The organism is Corynebacterium sp. HMSC05D08, assembly GCF_001807215.1.
Taxonomy (GTDB): domain Bacteria; phylum Actinomycetota; class Actinomycetes; order Mycobacteriales; family Mycobacteriaceae; genus Corynebacterium; species Corynebacterium striatum.
Genome location: NZ_KV788349.1, coordinates 14,011 through 31,791 on the forward strand (window position 1 = coordinate 14,011; position 17,781 = coordinate 31,791).

The following is a 17,781-nucleotide window of genomic DNA, read 5'->3' on the forward strand; positions in this document are numbered from 1 at the left end:
GTGTGGCATGAACTCTAAATTTCGCCTTCTTCTACGTCGCTGCCGACGATGTTGGCGATCAGGTCGGACAATTCTCGGACCGTTGGATGGTTGAATACGTCACGTATGGAGATCTCTACTGACATTTCTCGACGAATCGAGTTAGTAAGCCGCACGGCCGTGAGCGAGTCGGCACCGATGGTGAAGAAGTCATCGTCGATGCTGATCTCCTTGGGCCCGAGGAGTTCTTGCAAGATGGTAATGATACCCGAATCTCGGTGATTACGAGAGCGTTCCCTTGTTTGTGGTTGTTCAAAGGTTTTTCCTTCTAAACTCTTGCGATCAATCTTGCCGTTCCAAGACCGTGGTAGCCCATCAATGCGTGATATCACGCGTGGACGCATATAGGCAGGGAGAGACTCGGCGAGGTGGTTATTGAGTGCTGCCATGTTAAAGCCCTCATGCGTAACAACGTAGAGAACAATGCCATGGTCGTTGACAGCGACGCAATCGCGGAGTTCGTTGAATTTTCGTGCTGTTGACTCGATCTCACCGAGTTCGATGCGGTAGCCGTTGACCTTAACCTGACCGTCCTCGCGCCCCAGGAAGATGATGTGACCAAGGTGATTGTAGAGGGCCTTGTCGCCCGTGCGGTACATTCGTTCGCCGGTGCGGGGGTGGGTGATGAATGATGCTGCGGTCTTCTCTGGGTCCTTCCAGTACCCCATGGCCAGGCCACGTCCGGCAATGTAAAGGTCTCCCGGCACATGCGTGGGTCGGGGGTTCAGGGCCTCATCGAGGATGTACATTCGCTGATTTGCCAGCGGCGTTCCATAGGGAATGCTGGTACGCGAGGCATCATCGACGCCTACCTCGTACCAGTTTGACCATATCGATGCCTCGGTAGCACCCCCAGCAGCGAAAACTGTGCAGTCCCGGAAGAGGGTGCTGACCTGGTAAGCGATATTTACAGGTATCCAATCTCCGCTGAGTAGTGCCGACCGTACGGAGGAACCAATGAGGCTCCGTTCGCGGAGGTGTTCCACGTACATCGAAAAAAGTGCTGGCACAGAGTTCCACAGCGTCACCGAGTGCGTAGTTACGGCATCTGCCCAGCACTGCGGATCACGTTTGTCTGCTGGAGATGGCAACACCAAGGTAGCACCCCGCGCGAACATCCCGAAGATGTCGTATACCGATAGATCGAAGTTTAGCTCTGAAATCCCCAGTATCCGGTCGGTCGGAGTCACCCCGAGGCGTTCGTTGACATCGACAATCGTATTGACCGCCGACTCGTGGGTGATGGCTACTCCTTTGGGAGTGCCCGTCGTACCAGACGTGTAGATGACGTACGCAAGCGAGCTGGGTGTCGGACTCGATTCGCTTAAGGCCTGGTCACCTGGCCGATGCCGGGCGACATCGGCCAGAGTGATGACTGTGCAGTGCTCGGCTAACGCAGCGAAATCATCGTCCGGATGGTCCATCGCAACAATGGATGCACCCGCATCGTTGATGATGGAAGTGTTACGCCCCACCGGTTGGTCCACGCTCAGCGGCAAGTAGGCGCATCCGGCCTTCATTGCGCCTAGTACCGCTGCGATCTGTTGTGCGGACTTTTCCATCATGATGCCAACGAGATCACCAGGCGCCGGGTCAGTTGCAGCAATAAGCTGGGCCCACTTATCCGACTGCTCATTGAGTTGCTCGTATGTCCATTGCGTGGTGGCGTCTATCACCGCGAGGTTGTCACCATGCTCGGCAAGTCCCTTCTGATACAGCCCCAGTAGGCTCTTATCCGCTCCGGGGAGTTCCCGGTCTGTGTCGTTGATTCGATCTGCGGTGGGCGCGTTGGTCGTCGGAGCTATGGTACTGGTGGGCGCGTTCCAGAGTTCAGGGGACTCTGCGAGGTGCGAGAGAGTGGCTGTAAGGCTGGTGAAAAGCTCCGCCACCATGTCGTCGGGGAAGATCGCCTCGACCGCGTCCATATTCAGCATCAGGCCACCATCGTGTTCATAGACCTGGAGGTCCATCCATACCTGTGGCGTCTGCGATAGGCCATGATCGATTACGCCCAGGTAAGGACTCTGATCTGACTCGGGGTGCTCCACGACGCCCAGGCCACACGTGAAGACCACCGGCATGGTTACCCGAGCACCGCGTTGCTTAGTAAGCATTCGCTGCACCGACACGCCGGAGACACTGCCGTGATCGAGATTGCTGAACATGCGCCTGTGTAGCGCTGCAGCGCGGTCCCGGAACGATGGTGCACACTGGGTATCCACGCTGAGAATAGATAGGCTGGTGAAGTCGCCAACTATGTGGTCAACCTCGGGGGCGAACCGAGTGCGGTCGAACCGGGTCAGGTTGATGCTAAGTCGCGGCTCATCGCTGTACCTCGCTAGGACTTCGGCGTATACCTCGGCTAGGAATACGGCTTCGGTCATCCCCTCCTCACGTACCCGTTGCTTAATCCGGCGCCACTTCGCAGCGTCCACCAGGGCGTGGTGGCGGCAAAACTGCGAGGTATTAGCGCCGTTTGTGTCGGTCACCGGCAACTGCGGTGCAGGATAAATAGTATCCACTGCCGATTCCCAATAGGCTTGGTCACGCTTATGGATGTCGCTGTGTGACAGTTCAATCGTGGCTTCGACATAGTCTTTAAATGAATAGGGGATTGCCGGATCGAGACTGTCTACGCCGTGGTCGTAGGCCTGCTTCCACTCACGGAAAATGTGGAACATGCTCCAGCCGTCGATAAACAAGTTATCGAAACTTAAAAGCAGTCGACCCGCGTCGGGCTCGGCTACGTAGCGCACGTCAAAACATGGCCACTGAGTGGGATCAAACTTCTGGCGGGACATTTCCTCTCGGATTTCATCGAGAGTATCCTCATTGTCGGCGTTGCCGGAGCGAATGAGGGCAATGCGGTAGCGTGGTACTTCGGGCAACACACGCTGACTCAATCCGTCCTCACACACGACGGTGCGCAGCATGGGATGGCGTTTAATCAGGGCATTGAACGCGTCTTCCACTCGCTCCGAGTCTAGGCAGGCAGTGGACATTTCAAAGTAACAGTGGCTGGAAACGTCGCCGAGTTCGATGGCTCCAGAGCTGCCGATGAGATAGGACTGCTGCACCTCAGTCAGCGGGAACGGAGCGTACTGTTCAGACCCGTGAACAATCTTGGGAAGATCCGATTGCTGGTGGGGGACTTCGGCTATCTGGTCAATTCGGGCGGCCATGTCGCGCAGCAACGGAACGTCAAAGATATTCTCTAACGGAAATTCCACGCCAAAACACTGTTCGATGGTACGGCGCAGGCGTGTTGCTGTGAGAGAATCACCACCCAAGCGAAAGTAGTCTGAGTTCACGTTGGAGCTGGTGTGCAGCAGCTCATCCCAGATATCGATGAGCCGTTTCTCGGTGGCGGTGTGCGGAAGTTCGGTGACAGCGGGCTCGTTGTCGAAGTATTCCGGCACTAATGCTGTGAGCGCTTTGCGGTCAATCTTGCCGTTGCTGGTGAGTGGAAACTTCGCTAGCTCCAGGATGCGTTTCGGTAGCATGTACTCCGGAAGGCGGGTGGCCAGTAGGTTTGTAGCCTTGGCATAGTCAGAATCGCATAGTGTGACCGATTCGTTGGAACTAGCGCGTTCGGCGATGATAAGCGCCGTCGTTTTAGTGATCTCTACATGCTCTACAGGTTTCCACCCAGTGCGCTGCAGGATTTCTTTCCAGCTGCGGGCGCTGAGTAGTACTGTACCGGTTTCGGCCCGAGCGTCCGTGGTATTGTTGGCAATAAATGCGGCGGTGATATCGGACATCGGGGAGGGGGCAGTGGGCTCTACCACCACCATCGTTGCTCCAGGGGCGCTGAGGCCCCAGGCCTCACAGAGCGTTTTCTCGATGTCCTCGCTCTGGTGCAGCGTCTGGTTGCACAGCACCAAGTCCGCCTTCGTCACTGCCTCCCCAGGAGTCGGTTGGGGCGTGCTAGTGACTCCGAGCTGGCGGTACGTGAAGGTGTTACCAACACGTTGTCCGGCATGTTCGAGGTGATGACGATAGGGATCAGCGAGCACGTATGCGCTCGTCCCCGCGATAGCCGCGTAGTCCGCAGAGGCCTCGGGCCGGCGTGACCCGATCTCAAGAATCTTGAGCTCGCTGGTTGAGTGGGTACTGCATTCACGCACAACCGCGCCGAGGACCCGGTGAACCAACCGACCCAACGGACGGGTTGCGAGGAATTGCTCCACCGACATCGAATCTGGGCTTTGGATGAACTCAGCGATACTGCGCTGCTTCTCCGCCATTACGAAGGCTTGCTCGAAGGGGGTGACAAAACGCTCTAACGCGCCGAACGACTCGTCGTCTAGAAGCAAGTCTGCGGTAGCCGGGTGTTCATCTGCTTTGCCTAGCCATGTCTGCCAGCGATTACGGTGTTCGCGGAGGTGGTTTGGGGTCCCCACGCCGGTGAGTTGCTCCTCCCAGCGTCGCATCACTGAGAAGGCATATGCGGTCTGTAAATGCTCATCGTGCTCGACGGACGTGCGGATGTCGCCCTCGGTCAGCACGTCGTTGACTTTGGCGCGCAATGACGTCGCAAACTGCTCCGGAGTAGTTCGGGCAACATGTGACGGTGTGAACTGAGCAAACGTAACCAAAGATGGTGACGATGATGCACCTTGGTGCGTGATACACACGGCACGCTCTATTGGCAGCAACGCTTCACACGCGGACTCGATCTCGCCGAGTTCGATGCGGTGGCCACGAACTTTGACTTGGTTATCCGAGCGGCCTAAAAACTCGATCGTCCCATCGGCCCAGAACCGGCCCATATCGCCTGTGCGGTACCAACGTGAGTCCTCCGAGATTACGAACTTAGTTTCGGTGAGTCCGGGGTCGCCGACATATTGTGTAGCTACGCCCAGGCCGCCAATCCACAGCTCCCCCACAGAATAATCGGGACAGTCCTGGCCATTGCTGGACACCACCCGGTACATCTGTTTGGCAAGCGGCCGACCATAGGGAATTGAGGTCCACTCGGGTGACACTACATCGAGGTCGAGACCATTGGACCAGATAGATGCCTCCGTCGCACCGCCCATAGCTAATAGGTGTGCCTGCGGGGTAACCGTGCGCATGCGCTCAGGCAGGCTGGTATCAATCCAGTCGCCAGATAGCAGAACATGGCGTATGCTGCTGAGCTTGCCCGGTGTCCGATCAGCCGCAGATAAAAGCATCTCAAACAAAGTAGGCACCGAATTCCAGATAGTTATGCCTAAACTATCCACCAGCGATACCCACTTCTTGGCGTCGCGGCGCGCATCATCTGGGATGGTTACCAGTTCGCCGCCAGCAGAAAGGAGCCCGAAGGCGTCGTACACCGAGAGATCGAAATCAAAGGAAGATACGCTTAGTAGGCGGTCTGTCGGACCAACGCCCAGGCGACGGTTGATCTCGCTAATGGTGTTCCATGCAGCACCGTGGCAAATCTCGACTCCTTTTGGTGTTCCAGTGGTCCCAGAGGTGTAGATTACATAGGCTGGGTCTTGTGGATGCAGCTGCGGAAGATTGGCTGTGCCGGTAGCGCTCGTGAAATCTACTACCTGAACTGCAGTTTCGCTCAGAACCTTATCGGGTCGGTCAGTAATCAGATGCGTTACTTGGCTTGCCCCCAAGAGAGCGGCAATACGAGATTCCGGTTGCTGTAGACTCACCGGTACATATGCTCCGCCCGCCATCATCGCGGCTAGCGCACCAATAATCTGGCGAGGACCACGCTCCACCATCACTGCAATCAAAGCGCCTCGCCCAACCCCGGAATTCACCAAAGCAGAGGCGATGGTGGTGGCTTGCTCTTCCAAATCTTGGTAGGTAATAACGTCGCCGCTTGCACTGCGAATGGCCGTGGCCTGGGGGTGGCACCGTGCAGCGGCAATCACCTCATCGACAAGGGTGGTGTCAGGCAGCCGCCAAGAGGCAACTTCGGCACGTGACGCTCGACGGGCCTGCGCTCCTGGGCTCTCTACCGGGTCTGAATGCGAGAGATCGTCGGTGATTGCCTTGTCAATCTCCATCACTAGGGTGGCGAAGAGATCGTCCAGCATCTTCTCGGGGAACAACTGTTCAACTGCGTCGCAGACGATTAGGAAGCCGTTGACGGTGGTGAAGACTTGGAGGTCAATCCACACCTGGGGGGTCTGGGAGATCATGTAGCTAATCTCTCCGAAGGTATCTATAAACTCTTGGCCAACCAGTGGGTCTCCCAGGTTGCAGGAGAACACCACGGGAGCCAAAACTTGCTCACCTCTGGAAGCACGTAGGTCTCGCAGCACCCGCACCGCCGAATACTGTGAATGTGACGAATCCTCATAGAAAGAGGCCTGTATATCCTTGAGGTCCTCGCTGAAAGTGCGGCGTGTGGACTGATCGATACTGGTGAGTGTCAGGGCGGTAAAGTCTGCGACGACATTCTTTATCGCTGTGTCTGAACCGCGGTTGAACAGAGGTACGGCCATGAGGAATTTTTTATTCTCGCTCCATTGGCCGATGGTGCGGGCGTAGGCGGTCAGCAACACCATTGCTGGGGTAGTAGCGTGGTGTTCACACACCTCACGCAAGCGCGACCAAGTTGCCGAATCGAATGATCGACTGCGGCGTACAAACCGGTGTGCTTGTTCCTCGTTGGTGCCGTGGCTCATCGGCAAGGTTGGGGCACCCGGCAACTCGGAGAGGCGATTGCGCCAGTATGCCTGGTCACGGTCGATATCGGCGACGCCTTCGCGAGCGTGTCCAGCGAGGTAGCGAGCGAAACTCCACGACGGGTCGGCGTCGGGGGCTTCACCGGTGGCGTAATGGTGGGCGAGGTCGTGCAAGATAATTTGGAAACTCTGCACATCGCACACAAGCAGGTCGATATCGAAGTGAATAACTGCTACATCCTGAGGGAGGAGGCTGACTTCTAAAGATACCACATGGCCGGTAGCTATGTCCAACAGTCGGTGCGAAAGGCGTTCGCGCGTGGATAGCAGAGCTTCTTCGCGCGTGGACTCGTCCATCTTGGTGAGGTCATGAACGAGGATGGTGGGGTGGGGCGGCTCTGGCAGCACATATTGCTTGCCATCTTCGGTGTAGCAGGCGCGCAACATCGGGTGGGAACGTAGCAGCGTCAGCCAGCTTTGTTGCAATCGGTCGATATTGATACTGCGGGATTCGACCTCTACGTAGCCGTGGGTGCCCACCCCGCCCAGTTGCTGCGAGGAATTGCGGCCAATCCAATAGGCGTATTGGACATCTGTGAGGTCAAAGGGTACGGAATCGTCGATGGGAGCGGCAAACCCATCTTTGGGGGACTCAATGGCGTCAGTGCTGTGGTTTGGTGTGGATTCTACAAGCATCTTCGCCCACTGCCTTACCGTTGGGGCGCGCATGAAATCTCCAAAGGAGACGCGGTGTCCCTGTTTCATCCAATCAGCGAGCAGACGGACTGTTGGAAGTGACTCCAGGCCGTGGGAGAGCAGGTTGTCGTCGATGCCGATTTCGGCATCTTCGCCGAGGATCTGGTGGAGCGAGGCGAGGAGTTCTTCGCGAATTTGTTCCTCTTTGATCATGGTCTTGTCCTCTCAGCTTTGTTCGGATTCACGGTCAGTAAATTGCGCTGCCGCGAGAGCACGCAGCTTTTTCTTGTCGACCTTGCCGATGTTGATCAGTGGAATTTCGTCGACAGTGATCACCTGGTCCGGCACCTTGTATCGGGCTACGCCTCGGGTGAGGAAATCATCCAGAATGGCGGAGCGGTTAACGCCTGGTTGGGCGACGATGGCTGCAACGGTGCGCTCTCCCAGTGCTCTATCTGGCATTGGGAAGACGGCTGCAGCACTAATGCCTGGAGTTCCAGACAAGAGTGTCTCGACCTCAGAAGGGGAGACGTTTTCGCCCAGGCGATTGATCTGTTCAACCACGCGCCCGCACAGCACCAGGTTGCCGTCCTCGGTAAGGTAGCCACGGTCACCGGTGCGGAAGAAACCATCCTCGGTGAAACAGTCCGGGGTATCGCGGTTTCCTTCGTAGCCGAAGAAAGTATAAGGGCCCTTTTCTAGTATCTCTCCCGGCTCGCCTCCCGGGCCATCGATTACCAACTCGTCAGCATCAGAGATGGGACGACCTTGCGTGCCAAGAATCACCGCTGGAGGGTCATCAATACGCGTGAACGTAGTGATGCCTTCACCCATGCCATAACCCTGGTGGATACGCACACCGAAACGATCCTGTATTGCCTCACCTAAGCCGTCGTTAAGCGCCGCTGCGCCAATGATAATTCGCTCCAAGGAAGAGAAATCTGCGGGAAACCACTCTGCGGCCTCCACCCACACCTGGGCTACCGCAGGAACTAGTGCAGTCAGCGTGACCCCGTGGGTCGCAATGGCCGGAAACGCCTCATCGAAGGCTGCGCTGGTGCACAGAACCACAGTGCCGCCCGAAAGCAAGGTGCCCAGAATCCCGGGCTGAGCTAAGGCGAAATCATGAGAGGTAGATAGAACCGCCAAGTATACCGTATCTGGCCCGACGCCGCAGCACTGTGCCGCCGCACGGGTGTTATATGCATACGCCTCATGTACCCGGGGAATTATTTTTGGCATGTTCGTGGTTCCGCCAGACAAAAGATTCAGCGCAACGCTGCGTGGATCCGGCCACTTAGTAGGCGGAGAACATTTGGTAGAAATCGGGGCAGTGAAGAGACCTGGCAGAACTCGGTACGAGGACTCCTTGTCGTGCGTGGGTCCGTTATCGGCCCACAGTTCTTTGAGTCCGAGCTCGCCGGGTCCCATAGCCTCTACCATGGCTACGGTGTCAAAACCGAGATGGTCGCGGCTACCGATATAAGCAACTGGGTGTAAAGACTCACACAACGCTGCAACTTCGGCCTCTCTATGCGCGGGAAGCAGCAGGGTTGGGATAGCACCCACGCGCATCAGCGCAAGCAGAGTCACCACATACGCTGCGGTGTTTGGCAGTTGCAGTAGCACGTGGTCACCTGGCGAGAGGCCGCTTTCTCGTAGCTCCTCGGTGAACACACAAAGTGATTGCTCGAGTTGTGCGTAGGTCAGGTGTGCGTCGTCAGCGATGACAGCTACATGGTCCGAATAAATCTCGGATGATTCGAACAGTTCCTGGCACAGGCTTTTTCGGGCCAGGTGGCCGGTGCCTTCGTAATGCTTCAACACACTGTTGCGGTCGATATCGCGCCCTCTCATGCAAACTCCAAATCAATCGTGCCTGTGCCGGAACGGCAGGTGAGGCCGCCGTCGACACCAACGTGCTTACAAATGCTTAATGTCTTCTCACTGGCCGCAAAATCGATGTCGGTTATGTGGGTAATCCCGTTAGGATGCGGGGTGCTGCGATGGGTATCAATGGCAAAGGGGGTCACGAAAAGTGGGATCGCCCAGTCGTCGGGTGACAGACACCAGCAGGCGAGCCGTCTGCCAGCGGGATCCTTGCGGGAGAACGGGATTGTCAGGCTCTTGGTTTGATGAGAATCAAAAATCTCCTTTATGTGGTCAAATTCCTTGCGCTGCGCCTCCAGTACCACCCGTGAGTACCCCTGTGACATGGTGGCGAATCTGTCATAGGAGTCGACGAATTTTCCATTGCCAGTAAGGTGTAAAAGTTGGCGGAAAAACGGTGGTACGTCGGCTCGCTCTCGTATCTCCAGGTAGGGACCCTCGCAGAAATAAATAAGCGCGCTTGCAGCGTTTTTCTGTTGTCCTGGTTCAACGTCAAAGCCGCGCGAACGGAAGTAATTAATTGAGTTCTCTAGGTCGTCTGCTTTATAGATAATGTGTCCCACATTAGCCATTTCGTTGTTCCCTCTCCGTGAAGAACGGAAGTAGTGAGGGTACGTTCTCCTGTAGCAGGCAGGTGGCATGAGAACCGGCCACGGCATGTATCTGCAGGTTGCCGAGCACGGTCGCTGGCCAATCGATGTCTCCGCCTAGGCTCGGGTAAAAACCAGTTACACCTTCGGTAGGCTGCAGTACGACTACATCACCGAAATAGACATCGGGGACGTAGTCGATGGTTCCGAGTAACGAATGCCGGAAGACATCGTATAGGATGTCCAGCATCCCGCGAGTGGACTCGGAGTCTGTGTCGAATTCACGGATGCTTCGGTAGATGAGTTTGCGGCGCGCCCTGGGACTCAACACCGCCATCTTTTGGAAGAATTCCCCGATATCTGCGTATGGGCCTTCAAGGGTACACAGTTCTTCGTCACTGATATTGCGGTTGATGCCATCAAGGGTGTGCTCCAGGGCTGCTGCGAGGGTTTTGAGGTCGAAGTTCGCCCCCATTGCACTTAGGTCAGCGTTGAAAATGCACCCATAGGCGAGCTCACACAGTAGTTCATTAGTGACCCGGTGCGGGCACTGGTGGGTGCTGATGCAAGTTACCTGGCGCACGTCGCGGCCGAGTTCGGTGAGCGCCTTCGCGGTCTCCAGCGCTAACATACCGCCAATGCAGTAGCCGACCAACTGATAAGATTCCATATCCAACTCATCAAGTTCCTGGGCGTAGCTCTGGGCCAGATCCCTGATCAGCGTACGGGTTGTGTAGTCCAGGAATCGATCTGCGTCACCAGCGGTAAAACCAACGTGGGCAATCTCTGGCTGGCGTTGAAGCAGTTCGGGCATCAAGAACTCGTAGTCCTTCAGGCGGCCAGTGCCAGCGTGGATCATCACGCGGCAGAACGTTGCGTCCTTCGGCAATCGGTATACATGCAGATTTGAAGACCCAGTTGGAGAGCCACTGGCTACAGTAGACAGAGCAGTCAGTTCAGGGGAGGTATGATTAGCAGAATTAACGGCTTTTAATGCTTCGGGTTGACAGCTACTTCCTGCAGCCTGTGCTAGCGCGGAAATGCCTGCGATGGTTGGCACCTTGAGTACGCCACGCATAAGGGCGTCCCACGTGTGCTGCTGTAGGCCAGGTATTTCTTGGCGGAGCCGGGTTACCGTTTCGGCCATGAGCAGTGAGTCACCCCCAAGCGCATAGAAGTCATCATTGCGCCCAACCTCCGTGGTGTCGAGGACATCGCGCCAGATAGTCGCTATCTGCTCTTCCGTTTCGTTGCGTGGAGGATCGATCCGGTTGTTGGGGCTTCCCACCGGTTCTAAGCAGAGTTGCGCTAGGGCCTTGCGGTCTACCTTGCCATTTGAGGTTAACGGCAATTCCGGTAGTACATTGACGGAAGCCGGAACCATGTAACCCGGTAGGTGAGCACGCAGGTAGCCCAGAATGTCTTCACTGTTGAGCGTGGGGACATCGTCGTCATCGGCACCAACGATGATGAGTCGTTGCCCGCATTCGCGCAACGGGTCACTAGTGTTTGGGTACTCCGCGATGCGGTGCATCTGGGTATCCCTGAAGACCTGATCCCACTGCGCGTCCTCGATGAACACCTTGTGTGATTCCGCACGGTGGTCCGTGAAATCAACCAGATTCATCTTGATGGACACCGAGATAAGGGCTGCGTAAAGCTCAGTGATCGGCTCTACTATGACGATCACGCCCCCGGGGCGGCGCAGCTGCTTTAAGCGGGTGAATGACTCCTCGATATTTACTGAATTATGCAGTACGTTGGCGCACAAAATGATGTCGTAACCGCCGAACTCTACATCTTGCGATGTGCAGTCTGAGTTCATATCAAACAGGCCATAGGTCATGGCACCACAATGCGCGAACATTTTTTGGGCTTTATGTAGGAAGAATGTCGAAATATCGGTGAAGCGGTATTCGATTACGTTCTCGGGGAGTCGGCTAACAATTTTTTCCGTCGTAGCACCTATGCCAGCGCCGACCTCGAGGATCCTTACCGGATGATCAGCGTGGTGCTCGGCAATGCCGATCACTGCCTCTGCGGCCGCAGCATTCATCGCCTTGCTAATGCGGTTTTCGCCGTAAATGGTGCGGGCGTTATGGGTATCTCCCTCCGGGAAGAACACCTCGGTGGGACTGATCTCTCCGCGCAACTGGGAAAGAAGCGCCTCAGCTGCGTGCCGTTGGTAATTGAATAATTCCTTACTGTTATTGATTTCCGCTTCCATGTTGCCGAACTGATCCCAGGCCTCTCCGAACACGAAGAAGTCCAGGGTCTGTTGGCTGACAGTCCAACCCTCATCATCCTTAGTGGCTAAGCCTTCTCCAGTCAGAATATTGAGCCAACGGGTTATGAGTTCGCGATACTCTTCGGAGGGATGGATCGCCGCGGTGATTTCCGTAAGAGTGTGGTATTTTCCTGCAACGAGGAAAACACCGGCTTGTTGGAAAGCCGCGAGCAAAGCAGCCATCGCGGCTTCGTTTCCCAGCCGCATCCATGTGGCAAATATTCCCGTGTCAAGGCTCGTATCTGCAGGTGTCCAGCGCTGCTCAAGCATTGTACGGAGCTCCGAGTTTCTGATTTGCCCAGCATCCTTGAGCTCATCTTTGTCGCTCTGTGCATCAGTGACGAAAGCATGTAGTTTAATTGGGTCACTGGTTTCCTGGGTGAGTACTATAGCGCGTTCGACGAAGTCGTTGGATTCGAGGACTCCTTCTATCTCGCCGGTTTCCACTCGATAGCCGTTGATTTTTAGTTGATTGTCCCGACGGCCGTGAAACTCGATTACGCCGTCTGGGCGGTAGCTTCCTATATCCCCGGTAGCGTACATGCGTGTGCCATGCTTTTCGGAAAAGAAGAATTTCTCTGCTGTGGAGGTTGGATCGTTGAGGTAACCGGTGGCTAGGCTTTCCCCGGAAATATGGATTTGCCCTCGCACCCAGTCCGGACACTCATTGCAGGCCTCGTCGAGCACCCACATTCCTTGGTTGGGTAACGCGGTACCATATGGTATGCTAGTTTCATTTGTGTGACAGGTCATCGGGTGGAAAATCGACCATATTCCGCCCTCCGTGGCGCCGCCGAGGCTGATGAGTTCAGCATTAGGGAAGTGGGGTGCAGCATGCGCTGGGAGAGTGCCCGGGATCCTGTCTCCGGACAGCATAACCAGGTCTAGGCTGAGGATGTTCGGGTGACGGGTCACCTCTACCTCTCGCACAAGCATTTGGAACAGTGCAGGAACAGAGTTCCAGGTATCGACGTTGTTATCAACAAGGAAATCGATCCATTTGCTGGGGTTTCGCGATTCCTCGTCTAACGGCAGGACCAAAGTGCCACCGCTTGCGAAGGTACCGAAGATGTCATACACGGATAAGTCAAAGGATAACTTCGATACCCCCAATACCGTGCGTCTTTTATTTCGGCCGAGGAGATTGTTCACGCTATCTATGGTGTTCATTGCAGCCGAGTGCGTAACGACAACACCTTTTGGAATTCCGGTGCTGCCTGAGGTGAAGATGATGTAGGCGGTTTCGGTGGGGGAAACCGGTGAGGCTATGGTGCCACTGTACTGTATCGGGCTGAGAGTATCGACGTTGATGTTGGAGATATCGGTATTTTCTTCGGAGAAATGAGAATTAGTGATGACGTTGGCAGGACGACACGCTTCTATCATTGAACGTTGGCGGATTGCGGGTTGCTCGTGATCGATCGGCACGTAGGCTGCACCAGTTGATACCACGGCAACAGCGGCAGCTATTTGCCATACTCCGTTACCTAGGACGATGGCAATGTAATCTCCGGGACCGACATCAGAGAGCTCATGCTGTAATGCCCCGACGTAGCCAGCCAGATGTTGGTAGCTGTAGGTTTTTCCGCCACACACCAGCGCTGGCTGGTGTGGGTGCTGCTGGACGTTATCCCAAAACCCGTCGTGGAGGCATCGGGTGGTCTGCTGTACGTGGGTTTTGTGAATGCGGTTACGGATGGCGATCGTCTTATCGGGCAAGTGGACTGAATCAGTTTCCTGCCACGCCGAACCGTCGTCGACCAGGCGATCGAGTAGGTCGGTAAATGACTCCCACATGTCGTCGATCAACGCCGGTTCAAAGACGTCCTCTCGCACGTCCCAGTTAACGTTGCAAGAGCCTCCGTCCTGGAATGCCTGACAGTCAATCCATACCTGCGGCGTTCGGCTTACGCCGGAGACAAGGTTGTAGGCCGGACCATTGTTGTGCGGTGTGTCTGCACCCAACGCGCTGGTGAATACTACCGGGATTACCGCGGGCTGCCCGGTAGTGCGGGCTATATCGCGCAACACGTCAACCCCGGAATACGCAGCGTGTGATAGCTCTTCGGATAGCTGCTCCTGGGTTGCGTGCACGCGCTCACTAAAGGTTCCAGTGTGCGGATGGCAAGCATGTAGGGTCATCTCGGTAAAGTCTCCGATAATACGGTTGATTCCGGCAATGGCAGAATCTCGGTTCATCGAAGTGACATTGACGCAAAAGTCACTTGTGGAGGACCAACGGCGCAGTACATCGGCGTAGGCGGTAAGTAGCGTCGCCGAAGGAGTGACGCCGTGAGTGCTTGCTGCGTCGGTGAGCTTTGACCATGCTGCTGGCGAGCATCGCCAGGTACGCCGGGTGAAACGCACCGGCATTTCGGATGTGCGATCGGCTGAGGTCAGCGTCGGCAGTAAGGGTTTGCCGGACAACGAGGGGATGATCTCGGACCAGTACTTTTTTGCATTGGTGCGTGCAGCGAAGCCAGCGGCACTCTGGCTGTGGTGGTTACGGGAGGTGATTATATCCCGAAACGTGGTGTCCTCTAGTTCCGGTAGAACGTTACCTGCGTAGAGAGTTAGAAGTTCCTCGACCATCACCCTCACGCTTACAAAGTCGGCGATGATCATGTCCACCGAAAACTGTAGGATGCTGCATTCGTCAAATTGCAAAAGCTGGAATTCGTGCAGTGGCCAGGTGCCCAACGGGTAGCTACGGTTTTCCAATTTTGCGCGGTGACGAAGATACTCGGCGTCCGGGACATCTGGGTTGTGGCCCGCGAGGTCTACAGCTTGTAGCACCGGCAAACTGCGAGATTTAACCACCTGCAGCGAATCCGGTGGAACGACCACTGCAGAGAGCATGTCATGGCGCTGGATGAGTTCGTGCCAGGCCTGTTCAAGGCGGCTGCGATCAAGGCGTTCCGTTCGTATTTCGGCGTAGCTGTGGCACCCGGTGCCACCCAGATCATAGCCTTCGTTCTGACCGGTTGCGTATGCGCGCTGAATATCGGTCATGGGGAAGGGGGCGAACCGTGCTTGCTCATCATGCGGAACGGCCTCCCGCTCACGCAACCATGCCAAAACCTTTTCCTTATTTGACCTTAAGGCCGCGAGGTCTTCCTCGCGCAAGGAACCCTTGGGTGAACGGTAGTTGAGTCGATCGCCGTTCACCCATAGCGCTATACCGCGGGATTCAAGGTCGTTAATCAGCGCTGTGACATCCATGTTATCTCTCCTGTGTTCCGGTGGTTGGGGTTGTTTCGCTCAATGGGGGAGGTATGAGACTCCCCCAGCGGCCACATCAGACTCTCGAGACTGAGTGGTTCGGCATGCATAGCTGCTTGGACGGTACATGTGGGACCCAGTAATTGTCCGGTGCGCGCCCAGACTGCGCACAATGCCAGGAGGTATTCGGCTTCTTGCGCTTCGTTCTTGGAGCACGCCAACTTGTCATATACTTCGTTCAGAAACTCCGCAATGCCTGCAGGCCAGGTATGGTCGTAGAGGGCGACACGGGTAACGCACGGCTCGATAAGGAGATTCTCATGCAACTGTAGAGTGCTCAAACGATCATCGGCAGCAGTGCTTAGCAAGCCAGCTTGATCTCGTGGGATTGGGGTGTTTGGGTGCCAGATGATGGTTCCGTCAGTCTCGGTGAGCACCAGATTTCCGGCGTGCGTGAAAACAGTTATTCGATGCCCCACGTGAGCGAAATCGTCTGGCTTTTCTGGGTCGTTGTGATTAACCACGCGCAAGCAGAGCGGGGTTTTGCGTATCGAACCGGTGAGCGTAGTGAATATTCCGGTAACTTGGGTGTCGTCATCAAAGCTCCATGGGGTAAAACCGCCGGTAATCCTTCCGATGATATCGAGCGTTGAGAATAGAAAGTGAATGCTACATTCGGCGTCTATGTGGATGATTTTGAACTGCCTGGTTAGTGTTGTTGCGATTTCCAAGTACCGGGATATGGTTGGATTCCAGCGGTAGAAGGTGTTGAGCTTGAACTGCACGTTATTTTTCGCTGCCATCCGGTAGCAATCTACAGAGTCTTTCTTGTGGATCGGGTGCTCCATCACTACATGCTTGCCACGGCTTAAAAACTCTAGGGCGAGCTGCGTGCCGGAACCGCCAACGACGCTAGATCTGACCACCACACAGGCAAGATCAAAAGCGGGGAGATCTTCGATCTTGGTACACAGAGGTACGCCTAGCTGCTCTGCCAGCCGGCGCGACTGTTCGCTGCCCTGAGATAGGATTGCTACCAGCGAAAATTTATCCGCAAGCTTTTTTATCCCGTTGATGTATATACGGCCAAATGTTGTGCCGCATACGACGACGCGTACAGTGTTCATGCGACGGCCCTTTCTAGGTTCTGAGCCGAAATACCGGGGTTTTTAAATGAAGCCTGCATCGTCGTCATCACTCCATTGAGGTGCGTCGGTAGTTGCTGTAGGGCCGACGATTTTAATGTCGACGCTGTAAGAGGCCAGTGACGAGAGGACAGTTTGAGGGGCCGGCAGCTCATAGCCCCATTTCGGCCCGGTTAGTAGTTCGTCGCGGATAACGCTTTTTGTCGCTTCCGCAACAAAAAGAGCGGTGATGAAGGTGGAGTCCGGTGCGTGGACACTGCCTGAGACGCGAACAGGGCGGCCCCGTAGGGTGCCGTGGACAGTGGCTTGGATGGCAAACCAGTGGTTCTTTCCGGCATCGAGTTTGGTCTTCGCTGCAGCTATGTCTGCGCACAAATTCATGAGCGTGGTTGGGTCTGATATGTCGGTTTGTGAGAGCGCACGTAAAAGTAACTGCTGGGTGTCCCGGTCCGGTATGGCCGTGACCCCTATGAGGCGCGGAATAGAGAAATCTTGGGCCACCTTGCGTAGCTCGTTGGTGACGAACGGGCTTGCTATGAGTCCGTCATCGCTTGGGAAAGGTTCCAGATCTTCAGCGTGGATGCTCCCAGGTTGGTAAGCCACGAGGTCGCCGTCGACAATCATCTTCCCAGGATGTCCGTAGGAGTTGTGGGTACTTAGCACCACATCGACCAGACCCGACAGCCCGCCCCGGTCGCGTCCACCAGTGCAGAGAGTTACCGATTGACAGTCGTCGATTAGGCCCGCCAGGTGGCGTAGTAATAGACCGCTGAGACCGGGGGTAGCGCCGGCGTTGACCACGCACGGACGGTTGGTGGGATAGTTGTCGAATGAGTTGGCTCCGAACGGGTCTATATAGCCCACTGAGTCTGGTAGTGCCGACGCTACTGAGGTCTTGAGAAGACATGACGGTCCGGCGCAGTTGACGACGACATCAAGGTCACGGGAAAATTTGTTGACAGATTCCTCGTCGTGAGCGTCAACGATAGCGGTGCGCTCATCTGATGTGTGGTGAGACCGATTCCCGCAGTTCACCATATGTCCGCTAGCGCGCAACAGTGCGGCTACTTGGCGGCCTACTTCGCCATGCGAACCGAGAACCCCCACTCTTGCCGTCTCTCCTGTGCGAACCACTCAATGTCCTTTTCTTAGCGAGCACATAACGCCAAATAGGGCCTGTTTAGGTTAGGCTACCCTGCGCGGCAATGAGTTGCAATAGATAGAGGGTAAAACGGCTCTTCTGGTCACCGTGTCATGCCAGATCTAGTAGGCCG

The 17,781-nt window shown here is 55.7% G+C and carries 6 protein-coding genes and 1 pseudogene; all 7 read right to left on the reverse strand.

Annotated elements, in window-relative coordinates:
- Window positions 1-14 precede the first annotated feature (14 nt).
- Window positions 15-7,586, reverse strand: coding sequence for a non-ribosomal peptide synthetase (locus HMPREF3148_RS09620; protein ID WP_070419939.1), 7,572 nt, complete (start codon window positions 7,584-7,586; stop codon window positions 15-17).
- Window positions 7,587-7,598: 12 nt separating this feature from the next.
- Window positions 7,599-9,230 carry an AMP-binding protein gene (locus tag HMPREF3148_RS09625; protein ID WP_049063288.1) on the reverse strand — a complete coding sequence of 544 codons (1,632 nt, stop codon included), beginning with the start codon at window positions 9,228-9,230 and terminating at the stop codon, window positions 7,599-7,601.
- A complete protein-coding gene (locus HMPREF3148_RS09630) occupies window positions 9,227-9,835 on the reverse strand; it encodes a VOC family protein (RefSeq protein ID WP_014303369.1) in 609 nt (202 codons plus the stop codon). The genes HMPREF3148_RS09625 and HMPREF3148_RS09630 overlap by 4 nt, the downstream gene beginning before the upstream one ends.
- Window positions 9,828-15,362 (reverse strand): non-ribosomal peptide synthetase, encoded by a 5,535-nt coding sequence (locus HMPREF3148_RS09635; RefSeq protein ID WP_070419941.1) that lies wholly within the window; start codon window positions 15,360-15,362, stop codon window positions 9,828-9,830. The genes HMPREF3148_RS09630 and HMPREF3148_RS09635 overlap by 8 nt, the downstream gene beginning before the upstream one ends.
- Window positions 15,344-16,489 carry a Gfo/Idh/MocA family oxidoreductase gene (locus HMPREF3148_RS09640; RefSeq protein ID WP_014303371.1) on the reverse strand — a complete coding sequence of 382 codons (1,146 nt, stop codon included), beginning with the start codon at window positions 16,487-16,489 and terminating at the stop codon, window positions 15,344-15,346. The genes HMPREF3148_RS09635 and HMPREF3148_RS09640 overlap by 19 nt, the downstream gene beginning before the upstream one ends.
- Before the next feature lie 42 nt (window positions 16,490-16,531).
- Window positions 16,532-17,131 carry a hypothetical protein gene (locus tag HMPREF3148_RS14065; RefSeq protein WP_239662596.1) on the reverse strand — a complete coding sequence of 200 codons (600 nt, stop codon included), beginning with the start codon at window positions 17,129-17,131 and terminating at the stop codon, window positions 16,532-16,534.
- Window positions 17,132-17,422: 291 nt separating this feature from the next.
- Window positions 17,423-17,641: pseudogene (locus HMPREF3148_RS14250) on the reverse strand (NAD-dependent epimerase/dehydratase family protein); the annotation flags it as partial.
- Window positions 17,642-17,781 lie beyond the last annotated feature (140 nt).

Excerpts from the sequence above, each read along its gene's own strand:
- HMPREF3148_RS09630 (WP_014303369.1), bottom strand. The coding sequence starts at position 9,835 with ATGGCTAATGTGGGACACATTATCTATAAAGCAGACGACCTAGAGAAC.
- HMPREF3148_RS09620 (WP_070419939.1), bottom strand. The coding sequence starts at position 7,586 with ATGATCAAAGAGGAACAAATTCGCGAAGAACTCCTCGCCTCGCTCCAC.
- HMPREF3148_RS09625 (WP_049063288.1), bottom strand. The coding sequence starts at position 9,230 with ATGAGAGGGCGCGATATCGACCGCAACAGTGTGTTGAAGCATTACGAA.
- HMPREF3148_RS14065 (WP_239662596.1), bottom strand. The coding sequence starts at position 17,131 with ATGATTGTCGACGGCGACCTCGTGGCTTACCAACCTGGGAGCATCCAC.
- HMPREF3148_RS09635 (WP_070419941.1), bottom strand. The coding sequence starts at position 15,362 with ATGGATGTCACAGCGCTGATTAACGACCTTGAATCCCGCGGTATAGCG.
- HMPREF3148_RS09640 (WP_014303371.1), bottom strand. The coding sequence starts at position 16,489 with ATGAACACTGTACGCGTCGTCGTATGCGGCACAACATTTGGCCGTATA.